Below are 16840 nucleotides of genomic sequence, written 5' to 3' on the forward strand. Positions count from 1 at the left end.
CAACAAAACTGTTGACGGCTTTTGTGTCCATATTGCGGCTAAAATTGCCTCTCACACTCTACGTCTTTTGCTTCGTCGCCGTTTTGGTATTAATGTTCTCACTTTCCAGTCTCAACCTATTTAATTCACATTAGGCGTAAGATTGCTTTTTGCTATTTCCCCAGGCTTTGTTAAGCAATGGACAGGGAATTATTTTTTACAGAAAAATGAATTGTTTCAGCAAAGTCCCCAAGGAGTATTTACGTTTTGTGAAACAAAGCTAGACTTTTTGCCTTGTACCCTGAACACCTTACGCCCCATCGCGGAATTTGCTAGAGTTAACACACCAGGATTTTTTCAGTTAAATCTCTGACAACGCCAGCATACGAGGCTATCCATGCTTACAAGTACGCTACTTCAATCGAACCAAATTCCCACATTACAATACTTTTCCACTCCAGAGCGATTTGATGATACTTGGGAAGCCCCTCTGGCTACCCTGCTTGGACTAGGACGCGCGGCAGGTGCTGACTTCATCGAATTATTTTTAGAACGTCGTAACTACATTAGTTGTTTGGCGGAAGACGATGCGATTACTAGTATTTCGCCGACTTTAGCTACAGGTGCGGGTGTTAGAGTGTTTCGTGGTAAAGCTGATTGCTACGTCAGTACCAATGACCTTTCCTTTTCTGGGTTAAAAGCGGCTTTGGAAAAAGGTCTTTCGATTCTGGGATTAGAATTACCTGCTCATAACGCTTTCATTCCAGAAATTAATTTAGAGTTACTCAGAGACTACGCCACAAAAAGAGGTAAAGATGGATGGCTACCTCTGTGTAGTTCTATCCGAGAAATGGGAGAGATTCTACTGGATGGCACTAGCCATCTGAAGGAAAAAGCCAATCATGTACAATCCCGTCGGGCTTCCTATTTCCGAGACTGGCAAGAAGTCTTAGTTGCGGCTAGTGATGGTACATTTGCCCGTGACATTCGCCTGACTCAATCGGTAGGATTTAATCTATTGTGTGCTGATGGTGCTCACCGCGCTTCCATTGGTGAACGCGCTGGTAATACCAGTGATGCTAATTTCCTGAAAACTTGGGATTATCAACAAGCAGCCGAACAAATAGCGGAATCTGCCGGCAAAATGCTGTATGCAGATTATGTAGATTCAGGTACTTACCCCATTATTATGGCGAATCACTTTGGTGGGGTAATTTTCCATGAAGCCTGCGGACACTTGTTAGAAACTACCCAAATTGAACGTAAGACTACTCCTTTTGCAGACAAAAAAGGGGAAAAAATTGCCCACGAAAATCTGACAGCGTGGGATGAGGGTCGAGCAGAAAATGCCTTTGGTACCATTGACATGGATGACGAAGGAATGCCCGCACAAAGAACCCTATTAATCGAAAAAGGTATTCTCAAAAATTTCTTAGCAGACAGAACAGGTTCTTTGCGTACTGGACACCCCAGAAGTGGAAGTGGTCGCCGTCAGAACTATACTTTTGCTGCGGCTAGTCGGATGCGGAATACTTACATTGCACCTGGGGAACATACCACGGAAGACTTATTTAACTCCATTGATAAGGGTATTTACTGTAAAAAGATGGGTGGCGGTAGCGTGGGGGCTACAGGTCAATTTAACTTTGGTGTAGACGAAGCTTATTTAATTGAGAATGGCAAAATCACTAAACCATTAAAAGGAGCGATTCTGATTGGTGAAGCCAAGGAAATTATGAATAAAATTTCCATGTGTTCCCAAGATTTGGAACTTGCGCCTGGCTTCTGTGGTTCTGTTAGTGGCAGTATCTACACTACAGTTGGGCAACCACATATCAAAGTGGATTCTATAACTGTTGGCGGTAGATAGAAAATCCTGAGTGTGTTCGTGTCTTAGTGTTTGACGATAACACCAAGACACAAAATTACAAAAAAATTACAAAGTAAATTTTTGGCGCGATAAAATCTTCAATCCCAATTTCAAAATTGATTATGCCGAATATCACAGAAATTGCTCATCATGCCAAGGAAAAGGCTAGTAAACTTGGTATTAAAAAATTTGACATTTATGGTTCTACTATTGATGAAACCAGCGTCCAGGTGGATCAAGGTGAACCGAAGCAAGTTAAAGCCTCAAATCGTTCTGGGGTAACTGTTCGTGTCTGGAATGAAGAAAATACAATGGGTGTTACCAGCACAACGGATGTGGATCCCAAGGGTTTGGAATTAGCTTTAAAAACAGCCTACGAAGCTAGTTTTTTTGGTGTGAAGGAAAATGTTCCCGATTTTAGCCCCGAAGCAACTGTTCTTATCCCCAATACACATCAAGAAAAGTTACCCCAAGCACCTGTAAATGATTTGATTAATAGTTTGTTGGCTGCGGAAAAAGAACTTTTAGCAGCTCATGAGGCTATTAAGGGTGTACCTTATAATGGTTTGGCTCAAAGGGATATTGACCGATTTTATCTCAACAGTGACGGTGCAACTAGAACTGAATCTCGTTCTTTAGCGTCGATTTATCTTTACAGCAAAACTGAGGAGGATGGTAAAAAGCCCCGCAGTGGTAGTGCTTTTAGAATTGAACGGAGTTTAAATAACCTCGATATTCAGGGATGTATTCAGGAAACAGCGGAGAAAACCGTCAGCCATTTGAATTATGAAAAAATCAAATCTGGTAAATATCGAGTTGTTTTCTCTCCCAATGCTTTTTTAAGTTTATTGGGTGGGTTTTCTAATTTGTTCAATGCTCAAAGTATTTTGGATAATCAAAGTTTATCCAATGCTGATGATTTAGGTAAACAAATTGCTGCGCCCCTGGTGTCGGTTTATGATGATGCACTACACCCAGCAAATGTTGGTGCGGAGAGTTTTGATGGTGAAGGAACTCCTACGCGTCAAGTAAAGCTGATTGAAAATGGTGTATTGATAAGTTTTCTCCACAGTGCTGGTACGGCGAAAAGAATGAATACCCAGCCTACAGGTAACGCTAATATTGGTGCAAAAGTTAGTGTAAGTCCTAACTTTTATCATGTTTTTGCAGCGTCGTCACCTGGACAAGAGTTGAGCTTAGAAACCGCGGAAAATGTGGTCTTAATTGATGATTTACAAGCTCTCCATGCAGGAGTAAAACCTTTGCAAGGTTCGTTTTCTCTACCTTTTGATGGTTGGCTGGTTAACAAGGGTGTGAAAACGAGTATTGAGTCTGCAACTGTTGCTGGGGATTTCTTGGAATTATTGAAGTCGATAATTTATGTAGAGAAAGAGGTAGAGTTGTCCCCTGGTGGAGTATGTCCAAGAGTTTGGGTTGACCAGCTTTCTATTACTGGGGAATAAAATTGGGAGTTGGGAGTTACTTTTTAACTCTTAACTTTTATTTTTTGCTACCACTGCCAAGATTAATATCAAAACAGTGAGCACCACGCAATTGATTTGACCATTGTATAGGTTTGCATCGCTCAAATCGGGGTTGGTAAAGTGAGTCTTATGGAAGGTAGCACCATGGGCATATGCTCCTGTGAGATAGGCAGAATAGAAGTTAGCAGTGGTTAAATTTGTGCCTTATGGGTTCACCTGTTCTAAGTTGCCATGGAGGGTTAATTTACTGATTAAATCGATTGAAAAAAATACCTTTAATATGATAGCCTGACTGCAAGGTTACGTAAAAAATCAAATTAGCTCGTAGTAGGCGGCTCTAGCCTAAAATCCTCACTACGAACGTGGAAACAAACTTATTTGATGGCAGTTGCTGAATCTTTGCCACTGCCCAATAAGTATAACAGTGCCATGCGAATGGCAATACCACTGGTAACTTGGGACTGAATGAGGCTAAATTCTGGGTCATCCATTAAATCTGAGCTAATTTCTACACCACGGTTCACTGGTCCTGGATGTAGTATTTTAACGTTGGGCTGGCATATTTGTAGCTTTTTGCGTGTGATACCAAAGGTTTGATGATATTCTCGTAAGCTGGGAAGTAGGTGAGCAGTCATGCGTTCCTTTTGCAGGCGCAATGTCATAACGAAGTCGGCATCTTGTAAAGCTGGTTCTAGTTCCCAATGTAGAAATAGCTGACGGTTGAGTTTTGGGGTTGAGTCGGTTTCATCTGTTTCTAAAACAAAGTCAGCAAATAACTTAGGCACAAGGGTGGGTGGTGCTGCTAGATGCACTTGAGCGCCACTGGCTGTTAAACTCCAAATATTTGATCGCGCTACGCGGGAATGTAAAATATCTCCAACGATGGCGATTTTTTTATCTTTTAACAATTCTAAGCGGGGATGACTGCTGTCAATTAAAGTACAGATGGTAAATAAATCTAGCAGTGCTTGGGAAGGATGCTCATGTTGACCGTCACCGGCATTAAGGACACTTACTCGCACCCCTAGACGATCCATTTCTTGGGCGATGGCATTGGGTACTCCCGCCTCTCGATGACGGACTACCATTATATCAGTTCCCATGGCCAAATAGGTTTTGGCTGTATCCAGAATTGTTTCTCCCTTCGTCATGGAAGAACTTGCAGGAGCAAAATTAAGGGTATCTGCGCTGAGACGTTTTGCTGCGAGTTCAAAACTACTGCGGGTGCGTGTGGACGGTTCAAAAAACAAATTTGTCACCACCTGTCCTTGTAGGCTTGGTACTTTCTTGGTTCGCCGTGACAACACTTCCTGAAAACTAGCGGCAGTCTGTAAAATTGTATCATATTCGGCGGTTGTGAAATCAGCCAGGGAAAGAACGTGATGACGATTCCAGGTGGTAGTAGGCATAAATAACTTTGGATGTTCTCCGTAAGGACGCAATCATATATGCAGTGCAAATGATAGCACTTACCCTCTATCCCAATGGAGACCTTTGACCTTGGGTTTTGTCGCTATGAATCTGATATTTGCTCTATCCATATGTTCTTTTTGTCAAGTAGTTGCAAAATTTATTTACATAATGTTATATTCAGTTACATAACAAAGTAAACAAAACAACCAATGACTAGCAAAGGCTTTAAGATCAACAAAGTTAGTAAACGTGATCAGTTGGCAGTTCAGCAAAAAGTGTATGTAAATGAAACTCCAAAAGTAGGTTTTACTGAATATGCAGAAAAACTTAATGGACGTTTAGCAATGATTGGTTTTGTTGCGCTAATTGCTGTAGAAGCAATTACAGGAAATGGCTTAATTGGCTGGTTAACTAACCTGTAAATGGCAGATTTTAGAATTCACCAAATTAATTAAAGCTAAAAACATAAACGAGAAAAATTATGAAAACTGATTTTGATTTCCCCCGGAAAGATTTACTGGGTCCCGTGGTATTTAGACCTAATTTTAATAACTTTGAAACAATTAATGTTAACCAAGCTTGGTCTTTATTTTTCAGTGCCGGACAAGATGACAGCAAGCTAGGAAGAGAAGTTGAGTTAGGACGTTTTTTCACTAACCTTCTAATCGCGGTGGGTCTTACCGAAACCCTGTGGGGAATTTACTTCAATCACATGGGTTGAATAACTATTTCCCATTTATCAATTGCATAAATTCCCCAGAAGCCTCGATGACACATCGAGGCTTCTTTAAAATGTTTACTTTCTTTGTTCCTTAATTTTTAATAATGGCATCTAACAAAATACCAGCCCCAAAACGAACAGGATCATTGCAAGGTAAATTAGTTTCGGCTGTGGTTTGAGCGATGGCCTCAAGAGCTGTAAACTCATCTAAGTGAGCTGTATTTAAGGCTATACCAACTACAGGGACATGACCAAAAGCACCGCCTGCACTAGCCACACTTTCATACAACTGAATCACTGTTGGTAAAGAGGGAATAACGACATGGGAATGATTACGGACTTGAACTTGTCCTGCCCGATGTGCCAATATTAGGTGTGTTGGTTGGGAACCACGGATTAAAGGTAAGGTGGCGGTGGAACCAGGATGCAAAAGTGAACCTTGTCCTTCAATGTGGAGGATGTCGTAGTTTTTGCCATAACCCATAACCATTTGCTCTACGGCGCCAGCGGCAAAGTCTACCCGCACAGCATCTAAGGGTATACCATCGCCTTCTAACATGACTCCGGTTTGACCGGTGGCTAAGAATTTAGAACGCCACCCTCGGCGCTTTGACTCTCGGTGTAATTCTAGGCTAGTTGACATTTTACCGATGGCCATATCAGTTCCCACAGTCAGTACCCGCAGACAGGGGAGAGTATGAGCTAAACCACTAGCAACACCTAAATGGGGTGGTTCTTTGCGTACATCCCAAATTAATTGTTCTGGTTTGAGAAGTGCATTTAACTCTGGTATGTTTGCTAGTGGTGTATGTAAACCGTTTACTAAAGACATTCCAGCTTGTAGAGCATTTTTAATATCTTGCCAGTAATCATCGGGTAAGGCACCGCCTTTAGGAGCAATACCAATGACCAAAACTTGCGGTTGATATTCCAGTGCTGCTGTTAAGGATGCTACAATTGGCACATCACGCTGAATTCCTGTTAATTCTGACAAAGATTTGCCAGGAGACTCACGATCAATCAAGGCGACGATTGACGATTCACTGTAGCGTAAAAGTGCTAGCCCAGTTTTGCCCTGAGTGCCTGTAATTCCCTCATGTAGCAGAATTGCTACTCTTTGATTAAGCGGTAAACGCACTGTATTGTACCCCCAAGCCAGGTAAATCATTTGGTAAAATTTTTCCTTCTTGCACCAATGCACCCGTAAAGGGGTCATCAGTTAAGTTAAGGTGACTGTCTAAGTCTAAATAATCAGCTAATGGTGCTAACTGTGCTGCGGCTGTGTTGGCAATGGTACTGTCAGAATAGCAACCGAGCATCACTTTCAACCCATGGGCTCGGGCTGTATGTACCATGCCCATGGCCTCGGCGAGTCCCCCTGATTTCATGAGTTTAATATTAATACCATCCACGTAGTTTGCTAAGTCAGGAATATCGGTGCTGGTAAGGCAACTTTCATCAAGAAATATTGGCAGGGGAGATTTTTCCTTTAATTGGACTAGGCTAGTTTCCTGACCTCGTGGTAGTGGCTGCTCTACATATCTTATCCCTAAATCCGCTAGCCAATTACACATATAAATAGCATTTTCTAAACTCCAACCCCCGTTTGCATCCACGAATAATTCTCGACCGGGGGCTTCTTGTTGCACTGCTAATAACATTTGCTGGTCTGCATCTATACCATCTGGGTTACCTAATTTTACTTTGAAAAGACGAACATCAATAAATTCTAACCAGTCTCGCACCCTAGCCTTAGCTCCGGCTGGTGAATTAATGCCAATTGTGAGGGAAGTCGGCACTATAAGATTACGGTCAAGTCCCCAAATTTTCCACAGAGGTAATTTTACAGCCTTACCTAGCCAGTCGTGCATGGCCATATCCAGGGCTGCCCTCACGGATGAAGGAACCTGTTGTTGTGTCAATATTTGTTCAATTTGCTGGCGCTGCAACGGGTTGAATGGTTCTAATACGGGAGTGAGTTCTTGCAAATAGCCTTTGATGATTTCTGTAGATTGACAGTGAGTGCCTAGGCTAAATGGTGATGCTTCACCCCAGCCTTCAATGCCATCTTCTATAATCTTGATCCATATATTTGTCGTTTGTGCTGTTGTCCCACGACTGATTCTTAAGGGAAATCTTTTATTGAGAGTAAATAAATTTACTTTTAATTCCATAAGTATGCTCAATATTGGGCTAAAGCAAAAACAGTGTAAGTTTAAATTTTAGATTGTTTGAGGTGTTTGTTATAATTTTTTACGTTCATCATTTCATTGGCTAATTTTTATTTTCAAAATTTATCTATGAATAATATCAAGAAATGGAATATCCTCAAATCAGAAATAGTTTTAGAACATCCCTGGTGTCAAGTTAGACGAGATGAAATAGAATTACCTAATGGAAAAATTGTAGATGATTTTTTTGTGGTTGTTAGACCGGAGATTGCCTTAATTTTACCGATTACAAATGAGGAAGAAATTGTTTTTGTCCGTCAATATAGGCATGGTGTTGGTGAGATTCTGTTAGAACTACCTGCTGGGGGTTTCGACCCAGGTAAAGAAGATGCTGCAGTGGCAGCAGTGAGAGAATTAAAAGAAGAAACTGGGTATTTAGCGGAAAAAGTGACTAAATTAGCGACTTTATATGATAATCCGGTGAAAGATACGAATAAAATACATTTATTTTTAGCTGAGAATGTGGCAAAGTATGGAGAGCAGACACTAGATGTTACGGAAGATATTGAAATTGTATTAGTTCCTGTAGAGTCAGTTTTAAATAAAATTAATCAAGGTGAAATTGCGGTAGCAGGAACTATTGCGGCTCTCTTTCTAGGGTTAAATTTTTTAAATTCATGATCATATATGCTGCTATTTGCTTTGACAAAAATCAGTACACTTCTAGTTTATTTTTTACTGTTAGGTAGTTTTTAATAAATTAGTAGCAATTTTGGTGTGAGTGGCGCGATGACTAGACCAAGGTGTAAGCTATGGCAAAATTTTGCCGGTTTTTTAAAATAAAGTCAACAAATACCACGGTGTGGTCTCATGAATACAAAGTAGTATTAAGGAGAGAGAACAAGTGGTCAGGGGAGATTTAGTAATATGTAGGAAAAGTGAACTAATTTTGCCCGATAATAAGAAGTTAATTTCAAATAATTAAGAAATATTTCTTAATTATTTACTGATGTGCAAGCTTTACAAACTACTGCTTAAATGAGCTAATATGCTCAAGTTCTTAATCAATTTTTGCACATTGTCTTGAATGTGCAAGTATAAATGAGAAAATTGGTAAAAATCTGAATTTAGAAAATATCCATGAGGATATTTCTCAACACAATCGTTTACTTTGACGGACAATGAGCAACAAACCTAAAATTATTGTCTTAGATGATGATCCCACAGGTTCACAAACAGTTCACAGCTGCTTGCTGCTAATGCAATGGGATGTGGACACTTTACGCCTCGCCTTGAAGGATGATTCACCCATTTTCTTTATCTTGACGAACACGAGAGCGTTACCGCCAGAGTCAGCAGCATCTGTGACTACAGAAGTTTGTCAAAATTTAAAACGGGCCTTGGCCGCAGAAAATCTGAGTGATTTTTTGATTGTCAGCCGTTCTGATTCTACATTACGAGGGCATTATCCTATAGAAACCGATGCCATCGCTGAAGAACTTGGGCCATTTGATGCTCATTTTCTTGTACCGGCATTTTTTGAAGGGGGACGCATCACCCGCGATAGTGTACATTACTTGAGTATTGATGGTACACCGACACCAGTACACGAAACTGAATTTGCCCGTGATTCGGTGTTCGGCTACCATCACAGTTACTTGCCCAAATATGTAGATGAAAAGACTCAAGGGCGTATTAGTGCAGAATCTGTAACCAGGTTTTTACTTGATGATATCCGTGCTGGTAGTTTAGAACGCTTATTACAACTCAGTAATAATCAGTGCGCCGTGGTAGATGGTGAAACTCAAGCCGATCTAAACTGCTTTGCTGTGGATGTGCTAGAAGCATCTAGTCAGGGAAAACGCTTTTTGTTTCGCAGTGCTGCGAGTATTTTAACGGCTTTAGCGGCGTTACCTCCTCAACCCATTGCCGCAGAAAATATGGCTGAATATGTCCGCAAAGGAAAGCCGGGTGCGGTCATCGTTGGTTCTCATGTGAAAAAGACCACTCAGCAGTTACAGGCGTTATTACAAGTGGAAGGAACCGTGGGAATTGAAGTGGATGTGGCGCGGTTACTGGATGATCAAGAGAATGAATTTGCTCAACTCCTAACCCAGGTTTTGGAAAGTACAAAAGCGGTGCATAATGCTGGTAAAACACCAGTAGTTTATACTAGTCGTCAGGAACTCACTTTTAATGATGTCAGGAATAGATTGCAGTTTGGGGTCAAAGTGTCTAGTTTATTGATGGATATTGTGCGGGGTTTACCATCTGATATTGGATTTTTAATCAGTAAGGGTGGGATCACCTCAAATGATGTTTTGAGTAATGGTCTATGTTTAAATTCAGCCCGTTTACTGGGACAAATTTTAGCCGGTTGTTCAATGGTAATCACTACATCAGAACATCCTCAGTTTCCCAATTTGCCAGTGGTGCTGTTTCCTGGTAATGTTGGCGATGCTGATGCTTTGGGGACGATTTACAAAAGATTAACTAGAAATAGATATAGTAGTCCTTAATGTTTGGTCAAATCTCGTTTATGGGCTGTTGACTTTTGACCGTTGGCTGTCAACTGTTAACCGTCAGCAGCCACAAATGAGGTGATAGAAAAAATAAATAGGATTTTTATAGGTAAGAACGTTAATACATTTTGCAATTGACTTAGTATTGATAATTACTTGGTGTATCTTTTGGCGGGTGCTGCATGACTTCTGATTCCCATATCCCCAACTTAGAGTCAAATTTTGAACTTGCTGATGCAGGGTCAATTTCTCATCTTTCGGATTTAGAAGTGAATTCTACCGTTGCTGAGGATAATGCCTCAAATTTCGCTATTTCTGATGCAGATTCTCATGATATCATCCCGGATAAAGAGCTAGATTCTGTTTTGCTATATTTACAGTCTAATTCTGATTCTGATGATCAAGAGTCAGATTCTGCCCCGACAGATACAAGATTTGTTTCTGTGGTTCAGGAGGTGGATTTAGATATGAATTCTCCTGAATTATTAACAGAAGAGAATAGGTTAAATAACCATATTCAAGTGCAGTTAAAAAGTGATGGAGAAAAACTGCTAGTAATTTTGCCAACGGAATCTCAAATACCAGCCTCAGAACTCGCTTGGTCTGATATTTGGCAACAGTTGAAGTTACGGTTAAATGCTAGTGATCGGTTACGGACATCAAGGGCCCCAGTAAATTTGATCGCACAAGACCGTTTATTAGATGGTAGACAACTGCAAGAATTGGCCGAAGCCTTTAGGGAAGCTCAACTTGAGTTAAAATCTGTAAGTACTAGTCGTCGGCAAACCGCCATCGCGGCTGTGACCTGCGGTTATTCGGTGGAACAACTCCAACCTGAAACTTCTTTGCATTCTGAGTTGAAGTCCGGGACTAAAACTCCAGCAGATGCTCTCTATCTAGAAATGACCGTACGTTCTGGAACAGAAATTCGTCATCCAGGAACAGTAGTGATTTTAGGAGATATAAATCCTGGTGGTATCGTAGTTGCACAAGGAGATATTGTAATATGGGGACGATTACGTGGAATTGCTCATGCGGGTGCCGGAGGCAATCGTGAGTGTCTGATTATGGCCTTGCAAATGGAACCAACCCAGTTGCGGATCGCAGATGCTGTAGCTAGGGCACCGGAGAAATCACCGATGCAGGTTTTTCCTGAAGTGGCGCACATTACGCCCGAAGGAATTCGCATCGCCAGGGCTAATGATTTTTCCAGAAACCAATTAAATAGGTTAAATCAGATTCCATAAGTATTTACTATATTTCCTGAACCCTCATCGAGGGGAACTCTACCATGACTCGCATTATTGTGATTACCTCCGGTAAAGGGGGAGTGGGTAAAACCACAGTTTCGGCAAATTTAGGCATGACTTTAGCCAAAATGGGGCGTCAAGTTGCTTTAGTTGATGCGGATTTTGGTTTGAGAAATTTGGATTTGTTACTGGGACTAGAAAACCGCATTGTTTATACGGCGGTAGAAGTTCTGGCTAGGGAGTGTCGGTTAGAACAGGCGTTGGTGAAAGATAAGCGACAAACCAATCTCGTATTACTACCAGCAGCCCAAAATCGGTCTAAAGATGCGGTAACTCCTGAACAGATGAAGTTGCTAGTGAATGCACTAGCCCAGAAGTTTCAATACGTAATTATTGATAGTCCGGCTGGGATTGAAAACGGGTTTAAAAATGCGATCGCTCCAGCAAAAGAAGCTCTAATAGTAACTACACCGGAAATTTCCGCCGTTCGTGACGCTGACAGAGTGGTGGGGTTACTAGAAGCACAAGGCATTAAGCGTACTCATTTAATCATTAACCGGATCAGACCCGCAATGGTACGGGCAAATGATATGATGTCTGTGCAAGATGTTCAGGAACTTCTGGCAATACCCCTAATCGGGGTAATACCTGATGATGAACGTGTTATTGTTTCTACCAATCGCGGGGAACCTTTAGTGTTGGGGGACACTCCTTCTTTAGCTGCCATAGCCTTTGATAACATTGCCCGTAGATTGGAAGGAGAAAAAGTCGATTTTCTTGACCTCGACGCACCCCACGACAACATTTTTGCTCGTTTGCGAAAATTGTTTCGGACAAAGATTGTTTAACTCTTGTTCCAGTCTCCGCATACCCATTGGCAATGATTCTTGAACTTATAGAACGATTTTTTTTACGTACTCCTGACAACAGTCGCAATCAAGTGAAACGTCGCCTACAGCTGGTGATTGCTCACGACCGTGCTGATTTAGACCCTAAAAAGTTGGAAAAAATGCGGCAAGAGATTTTAGAAATAGTTTGTCGCTATGTAGAAATTGAGACAGAGGGACTAGAATTTTCTCTAGAAAGTAATCAACGAACCACAGCGTTGATTGCTAATTTACCCATCCGTCGAGTCAAAGAAACCACAGCTGAATTAGAAAACAGCGAGCAATCCGAGAGTAATAGTTAGATTAACTGCTATTCTTAAGGTGTGTTGTCCCATGGTGCAACAACGCTCCACGTTAATGGCACACCAAGCCTTGAAAGCCATAATACTTGAAAGCCATAATATATACAGGCTAAACCACCAACCAAATACATAAGCCAAGTTATGAAAAAAAGTCAATGGCCACTTGCAGCTATTTTTTTAGGAAAGTATCAGTAAAGCCGTCCTAGAAGGAGGGGGTTTTAAACCTAGATTTTCGATAAAGAGCTGTTATAGTTACCAGAAATATTTGACTATACTTCTAGCTTTGTAAGGTGTAACCTTTATTGGGCTAACTACAAGCTCCTCTATTGATTTTTTATCAAAGATAGAATCCCCAACTACCCCTCTCAATATATTTAGGGAACCGTTTAAATCTGCTGAATATGTTTTCCCAGAGTTACGCCTATTATTTGAGTGTGTGTAAAACAGATTCCCATTGTTCTTGGGTGTAACAACGGGAATTGAGGAAGTTTTGCAGAAATTATCGAGAAGCAACTTGTGGACTTGCCCAAAGTTCTGGAATTTTTTGACCAAAGGTAATAGGCTGATCCGCATCTGTTGTGTCTAAAGTCTTACCATCGGTGGAAACTTGCACCAAAGGCCAGTTTTCTTCTCCCATTTCTCCCGCACGAAACAGTGCATGATCAGGCTTGTTTTTACTCCAACCTAATAGAACTGCTATTTTCTCATGCTCATGTTCTCCACGATGTGGGGCAACAGTGTTAATGTGATTTTTTTCACTATCCCAAATTACTGCTTGATCTGTGGAATCACCTGTGTTAAACTTGCCTTCAAACTTGCGTGCTAAGAAGCGATCGCTTTTTTGTGACCAGCTAACGGGAACTAAAACTCCTATTTTCCCATTTTGATTTGTATCCTCTGCTTCCAGAGATGGGAGATTTTTGTTTAACACTGGATCCCCGATAGGTGCAGTTGAAGCCATCACCCGCAAGTTTTTAGTTTGCCTATCTTCCACAAACAACACACTGCTAACTTTGCTGTTGTACATTTTGGGTCTTACTTCCAGTTGCACCCTGCTGTAAACAACGTATCTACCATCAGGAGAAGTCACAGGTACACTACGATAGTGGCGAACTCCGTAACCTCCATCGGCAGCAATAGCTTCCTGGGTGGCGAGAATCCATTGCCAAGGAATTGGATGAGGACTTCCTATGGGATCAGTATGTGATGCGTGCGCTTCATCGATTTCTTCTACAGCAGGTGTTTCGGGTATGAAAAGTGGTTGGAATTCCCCAGGTATTGTTTTCAAAGATTTAGTACTGAGCAATTCATTGGGGAACTTGGTATTAGCGCTGTCACCAGGATTAAATCTTTCCCCTAAATTCAATTTACTCACAGGTGTTTCTGGAATTTGTCCTAGTTCCACTGCTACTAATGGATTAACATCATCACCAACAGAGAAAAAATCATGAGCTAACAAAGACTCTATTGTGCTGATTTGTAATGTTGAGGGTTTACTAACAGAAGCCATTAATAATGGCATGGAGTCAGATCCTTCTTTAAATGAGGTGATGGGAGATGATGTTAACACTTCCACTAAATAAGGTTCATTCATAGTAGCAACTGGCAACGGCGCAAAGTCCAATTTTGCGCTTGTGGGAGGAATTTTTGTGACTACTTTTGATTGTTTTGCTGATGTGGAATGACTAAATGCCCCTAGCAAAGGTGCGATCAGCATCACAAGGACAATATGATTACGAAATGGTTGAAGGCGGAAGGATCCTGACAGCAAGAAGAGTTTGAGCATATGTAGACTCTCTAAAGAGGGCGGGTGCTGTGTGAAGAGCAATGCCTAAGAAGCAAGAAAGTAGGCGATAGTTACACGTGTAAGAACAGGCTAAAATGTTTAAGGCCTTGAAAACAATAATTTATCTAAATTTTGGATAATTTCACAAAAGTTTAATATCATGCTCCATACCTCTTTACTAACAAATTGTTTTTTATTGGAGATTACCACCAAAAACGAATGCAGATCAACGAGAAGTTACTGCATAAAATGGGGTCTTACCTCTGGGCTTAATACCCGAGTACATGGAAATTTGTGTGAGTGAAAAATTGTTGAACCCGTCATATAGGGCACAATTGCTAACAACACAGAGGCAAAGCAAAATAAATGTTCTGTTGGTACACAGCCCTTAGCAAAAACTAAGGCTCAGGTAGTTTCCCTCTTAATTGGTGCTGAAATAGAGCAGCGCCCGATAACGGTGAAAGTGAGGCGTTACTTTAAAAGCTGGGACAAGGTAATGCACAACTCAATGATGGTGACGCAACCCCACAGTTCAGCAAGCCCTAGGTTTGGGCTTTTTAGTGACTTTTGGTTCCCCGCCGAACATTAACTTATTTTTGTTTATACTGTACGGGACTAACTTCCGCACACTACAGTCAATACCAAGTTTTTGGACTGTGGGCTTCTCGTGCATTGAGTCTACCAGGCTAACCTGCTTTTTGCCAATATAATACTACCTTAACATGAAAAAAATTAATTTTGTAGTTTTTTTTTTAAAGGCTGGATAAGATAGCAGATAGCACGCGGATAGCACATTGACACCCCTTCCTCCAGTTGGTTCTCAGTGGTTTAGTATTTACTTACTATTGAGTACATAAATGGGCAAAAATTGATAAGACTATGTTATGCAATGTGGTCATGACTTTAGTTTTATGTTGTCCTGTAGGAAACATTAATTATTTCACATGAAAGTAGTATTTTTTGGAACACCTGACTTTGCTGTTCCAACCTTAGATAAATTACTGAATCAACCAGATATTAAAGTTTTGGCCGTTGTTACCCAACCTGATAAACGTCGGGAACGGGGTAACAAACTTATACCATCACCAGTAAAAACCGTTGCACTTAACCACAACTTGCCTGTGTGGCAACCACAAAAAATTAAAAAGGACACTGAAACTTTAACTCAACTGCGACAACTTAATGCGGATGTTTTTGTGGTTGTGGCCTATGGACAGATTTTGTCAGCAGAAATATTGGATATGCCGAGGTTGGGTTGTATTAATGTGCATGGGTCGATTTTACCGAAGTATCGTGGTGCAGCACCAATTCAGTGGTGTCTGTACAACGGCGAAACAGAAACCGGGGTCACTACGATGCTGATGGATGTGGGCATGGATACCGGGGCGATGCTCTTGAAAGCCACTACACCTATTAGATTGTTAGATCATGCCCAAGATTTGGCTGAGAGGCTATCTGTTCTTGGTGGAGATTTGTTACTGGAAACTTTGTTTAAGTGGGAAAGTAGGGAAATTGAGGCTATTCATCAAGATGAGTCTGAAGCGACCTATGCACCTTTGATTCAAAAGCATAACTACAGTTTGGATTGGTCAAAGAGCGCTATTCAATTACATAATCAAATCAGAGGTTTTTACCCTAACTGCACAGCCACTTTTCGCGATCAAGGAATAAAAATTCTAGCCTCTGTTCCCGTTGGTGATGCTTACCGTTATAAGCCGACAGCTGAGTTAATACAAATACACCAAAAATTGCCTGATTTATCAAATATATCGGGTATTCCAGGAGCAGTGGTGAGCATCGCCAAGGGAATTGGTGCCATTATCCAAACGGGTGAGGGTTTGCTACTTTTACGAGAAGTTCAGTTAGCTGGTAAACGTCCCCAGTCAGGATGGGATTTTGTTAATGGTAACCGTTTAACTGTGGGTGAAATGTTGGGCAATGGTTAACCCTTGGTAAGTCGTTGCTAACTCTTGACTTCGGATTTTTCGTAGAAGCGGCAAGAATCACAAGGACCTTCCGGGTTGACAGCACAGCGCATAATTTCTGACTGTGCATTGTAGCTACAGGTAGCATCACCAATTACCCAGCGTCCGTGTACTAAAGTTTTCTCTGTTGGTTTTGTGATAGACTGCACGTAAAGGGCTATATTCCGCAGGTGGTAACGCCCGGATTTAAATTGGTATCTGTGACGGCGTTCTAATACTGCATAAGTTTTACCTTGAAAATCGACGTAGTTTCCTGGTTGGGGTGTCCAATCAAGATGGAGTTTGCCGAGGGACTGACTAGGATTTGTCAGAATCACCTCGCTAGGTAGAGACTCTGGATGCATAAGTTCATGCTAATGTGATTTAGACTAATTATAAAGAAAATCATGAAAACCTCAGATAAACACTAACATATGGGGGAGCCGTGGCTGCTGAGAGTAAGTTTTGACCCACTTGTTTACAATATAGAA

General features: G+C 41.2%; 16 protein-coding genes and 2 pseudogenes. 12 read left to right on the plus strand and 6 right to left on the minus strand.

Features of this window, described 5'->3' with window-relative positions:
• The 4 genes and pseudogenes from NWP25_RS18790 to NWP25_RS04230 all read left to right on the plus strand — a co-directional run.
• Window positions 1–124 (plus strand): annotated as a pseudogene (locus NWP25_RS18790) (IS982 family transposase); the annotation flags it as partial.
• Between the two features lie 18 nt (window positions 125–142).
• Window positions 143–352, plus strand: a complete 210-nt coding sequence (locus tag NWP25_RS04220; RefSeq protein ID WP_280698917.1) for a hypothetical protein — start codon at window positions 143–145, stop codon at window positions 350–352.
• A 24-nt stretch (window positions 353–376) separates the two neighbouring features.
• Window positions 377–1849: a TldD/PmbA family protein gene (locus tag NWP25_RS04225; RefSeq protein ID WP_280650853.1), complete on the plus strand. Its 1473-nt coding sequence runs from the start codon at window positions 377–379 to the stop codon at window positions 1847–1849.
• Between the two features lie 122 nt (window positions 1850–1971).
• Window positions 1972–3312: a TldD/PmbA family protein gene (locus NWP25_RS04230; protein WP_280650854.1), complete on the plus strand. Its 1341-nt coding sequence runs from the start codon at window positions 1972–1974 to the stop codon at window positions 3310–3312.
• Window positions 3313–3342: 30 nt separating this feature from the next.
• Here the strand turns inward: NWP25_RS04230 and NWP25_RS18625 are convergent.
• Window positions 3343–3507 (minus strand): annotated as a pseudogene (locus NWP25_RS18625) (pentapeptide repeat-containing protein); the annotation flags it as partial.
• Between the two features lie 200 nt (window positions 3508–3707).
• Window positions 3708–4742 (minus strand): aspartate carbamoyltransferase catalytic subunit, encoded by a 1035-nt coding sequence (locus NWP25_RS04235; RefSeq protein WP_280650855.1) that lies wholly within the window; start codon window positions 4740–4742, stop codon window positions 3708–3710.
• 213 nt (window positions 4743–4955) lie between these two features.
• On the opposite strand from NWP25_RS04235, the gene NWP25_RS04240 reads away from it, so the two are divergent.
• Entirely contained in the window at window positions 4956–5168 is a 213-nt protein-coding gene (locus NWP25_RS04240) for a chlorophyll a/b-binding protein (RefSeq protein WP_280650856.1), read from the plus strand.
• 59 nt (window positions 5169–5227) lie between these two features.
• Window positions 5228–5467, plus strand: coding sequence for a hypothetical protein (locus NWP25_RS04245; RefSeq protein WP_280650857.1), 240 nt, complete (start codon window positions 5228–5230; stop codon window positions 5465–5467).
• Between the two features lie 91 nt (window positions 5468–5558).
• Here NWP25_RS04245 and NWP25_RS04250 read toward each other — a convergent pair whose 3' ends face one another.
• Together NWP25_RS04250 and NWP25_RS04255 are read right to left on the minus strand one after the other, a co-directional pair.
• On the minus strand, window positions 5559–6605 hold the full coding sequence (locus NWP25_RS04250; protein ID WP_280650858.1) for a DUF1611 domain-containing protein: 1047 nt from the start codon (window positions 6603–6605) through the stop codon (window positions 5559–5561).
• A complete protein-coding gene (locus NWP25_RS04255; RefSeq protein WP_280650859.1) occupies window positions 6589–7641 on the minus strand; it encodes a dipeptide epimerase in 1053 nt (350 codons plus the stop codon). The genes NWP25_RS04250 and NWP25_RS04255 overlap by 17 nt, the downstream gene beginning before the upstream one ends.
• 126 nt (window positions 7642–7767) lie before the next feature.
• On the opposite strand from NWP25_RS04255, the gene NWP25_RS04260 reads away from it, so the two are divergent.
• From NWP25_RS04260 to minE, 5 genes are all read left to right on the plus strand, one after another.
• A complete protein-coding gene (locus NWP25_RS04260; protein WP_280650860.1) occupies window positions 7768–8319 on the plus strand; it encodes an NUDIX hydrolase in 552 nt (183 codons plus the stop codon).
• A gap of 500 nt (window positions 8320–8819) precedes the next feature.
• On the plus strand, window positions 8820–10157 hold the full coding sequence (locus tag NWP25_RS04265) for a four-carbon acid sugar kinase family protein (RefSeq protein WP_280650861.1): 1338 nt from the start codon (window positions 8820–8822) through the stop codon (window positions 10155–10157).
• Window positions 10158–10342: 185 nt separating this feature from the next.
• The gene (gene minC, locus NWP25_RS04270) at window positions 10343–11407 is read left to right on the plus strand and encodes a septum site-determining protein MinC (protein ID WP_280650862.1); all 1065 of its coding nucleotides are present in this window, start codon (window positions 10343–10345) and stop codon (window positions 11405–11407) included.
• 44 nt (window positions 11408–11451) lie between these two features.
• A complete protein-coding gene (gene minD, locus NWP25_RS04275) occupies window positions 11452–12258 on the plus strand; it encodes a septum site-determining protein MinD (RefSeq protein WP_280650863.1) in 807 nt (268 codons plus the stop codon).
• A gap of 32 nt (window positions 12259–12290) precedes the next feature.
• Window positions 12291–12599, plus strand: coding sequence for a cell division topological specificity factor MinE (minE, locus tag NWP25_RS04280; RefSeq protein WP_280650864.1), 309 nt, complete (start codon window positions 12291–12293; stop codon window positions 12597–12599).
• Window positions 12600–13098: 499 nt separating this feature from the next.
• Here minE and NWP25_RS04285 read toward each other — a convergent pair whose 3' ends face one another.
• Window positions 13099–14385, minus strand: coding sequence for a hypothetical protein (locus tag NWP25_RS04285; RefSeq protein WP_280650865.1), 1287 nt, complete (start codon window positions 14383–14385; stop codon window positions 13099–13101).
• Between the two features lie 944 nt (window positions 14386–15329).
• Here NWP25_RS04285 and fmt point away from each other — a divergent pair.
• Window positions 15330–16331 carry a methionyl-tRNA formyltransferase gene (gene fmt / locus NWP25_RS04290; RefSeq protein WP_280698919.1) on the plus strand — a complete coding sequence of 334 codons (1002 nt, stop codon included), beginning with the start codon at window positions 15330–15332 and terminating at the stop codon, window positions 16329–16331.
• Between the two features lie 17 nt (window positions 16332–16348).
• Here the strand turns inward: fmt and NWP25_RS04295 are convergent, their stop codons facing one another.
• Window positions 16349–16714 carry a DUF6464 family protein gene (locus NWP25_RS04295; RefSeq protein ID WP_280650867.1) on the minus strand — a complete coding sequence of 122 codons (366 nt, stop codon included), beginning with the start codon at window positions 16712–16714 and terminating at the stop codon, window positions 16349–16351.
• Between the last annotated feature and the right edge of the window lie 126 nt (window positions 16715–16840).

Source organism: Umezakia ovalisporum Ak1311 (assembly GCF_029891685.1).
Classification (GTDB): Bacteria; Cyanobacteriota; Cyanobacteriia; order Cyanobacteriales; family Nostocaceae; genus Umezakia; species Umezakia ovalisporum.

Bases quoted from the DNA above. Each gene is read 5' to 3' on its own strand.
- NWP25_RS04225 (WP_280650853.1), top strand. From the start codon at position 377: ATGCTTACAAGTACGCTACTTCAATCGAACCAAATTCCCACATTACAA.
- NWP25_RS04230 (WP_280650854.1), top strand. From the start codon at position 1,972: ATGCCGAATATCACAGAAATTGCTCATCATGCCAAGGAAAAGGCTAGT.
- NWP25_RS04235 (WP_280650855.1), bottom strand. From the start codon at position 4,742: ATGCCTACTACCACCTGGAATCGTCATCACGTTCTTTCCCTGGCTGAT.
- NWP25_RS04240 (WP_280650856.1), top strand. From the start codon at position 4,956: ATGACTAGCAAAGGCTTTAAGATCAACAAAGTTAGTAAACGTGATCAG.
- NWP25_RS04245 (WP_280650857.1), top strand. From the start codon at position 5,228: ATGAAAACTGATTTTGATTTCCCCCGGAAAGATTTACTGGGTCCCGTG.
- NWP25_RS04255 (WP_280650859.1), bottom strand. From the start codon at position 7,641: ATGGAATTAAAAGTAAATTTATTTACTCTCAATAAAAGATTTCCCTTA.
- NWP25_RS04260 (WP_280650860.1), top strand. From the start codon at position 7,768: ATGAATAATATCAAGAAATGGAATATCCTCAAATCAGAAATAGTTTTA.
- NWP25_RS04265 (WP_280650861.1), top strand. From the start codon at position 8,820: ATGAGCAACAAACCTAAAATTATTGTCTTAGATGATGATCCCACAGGT.
- minC (WP_280650862.1), top strand. From the start codon at position 10,343: ATGACTTCTGATTCCCATATCCCCAACTTAGAGTCAAATTTTGAACTT.
- minD (WP_280650863.1), top strand. From the start codon at position 11,452: ATGACTCGCATTATTGTGATTACCTCCGGTAAAGGGGGAGTGGGTAAA.
- minE (WP_280650864.1), top strand. From the start codon at position 12,291: ATGATTCTTGAACTTATAGAACGATTTTTTTTACGTACTCCTGACAAC.
- NWP25_RS04285 (WP_280650865.1), bottom strand. From the start codon at position 14,385: ATGCTCAAACTCTTCTTGCTGTCAGGATCCTTCCGCCTTCAACCATTT.
- fmt (WP_280698919.1), top strand. From the start codon at position 15,330: ATGAAAGTAGTATTTTTTGGAACACCTGACTTTGCTGTTCCAACCTTA.
- NWP25_RS04295 (WP_280650867.1), bottom strand. From the start codon at position 16,714: ATGCATCCAGAGTCTCTACCTAGCGAGGTGATTCTGACAAATCCTAGT.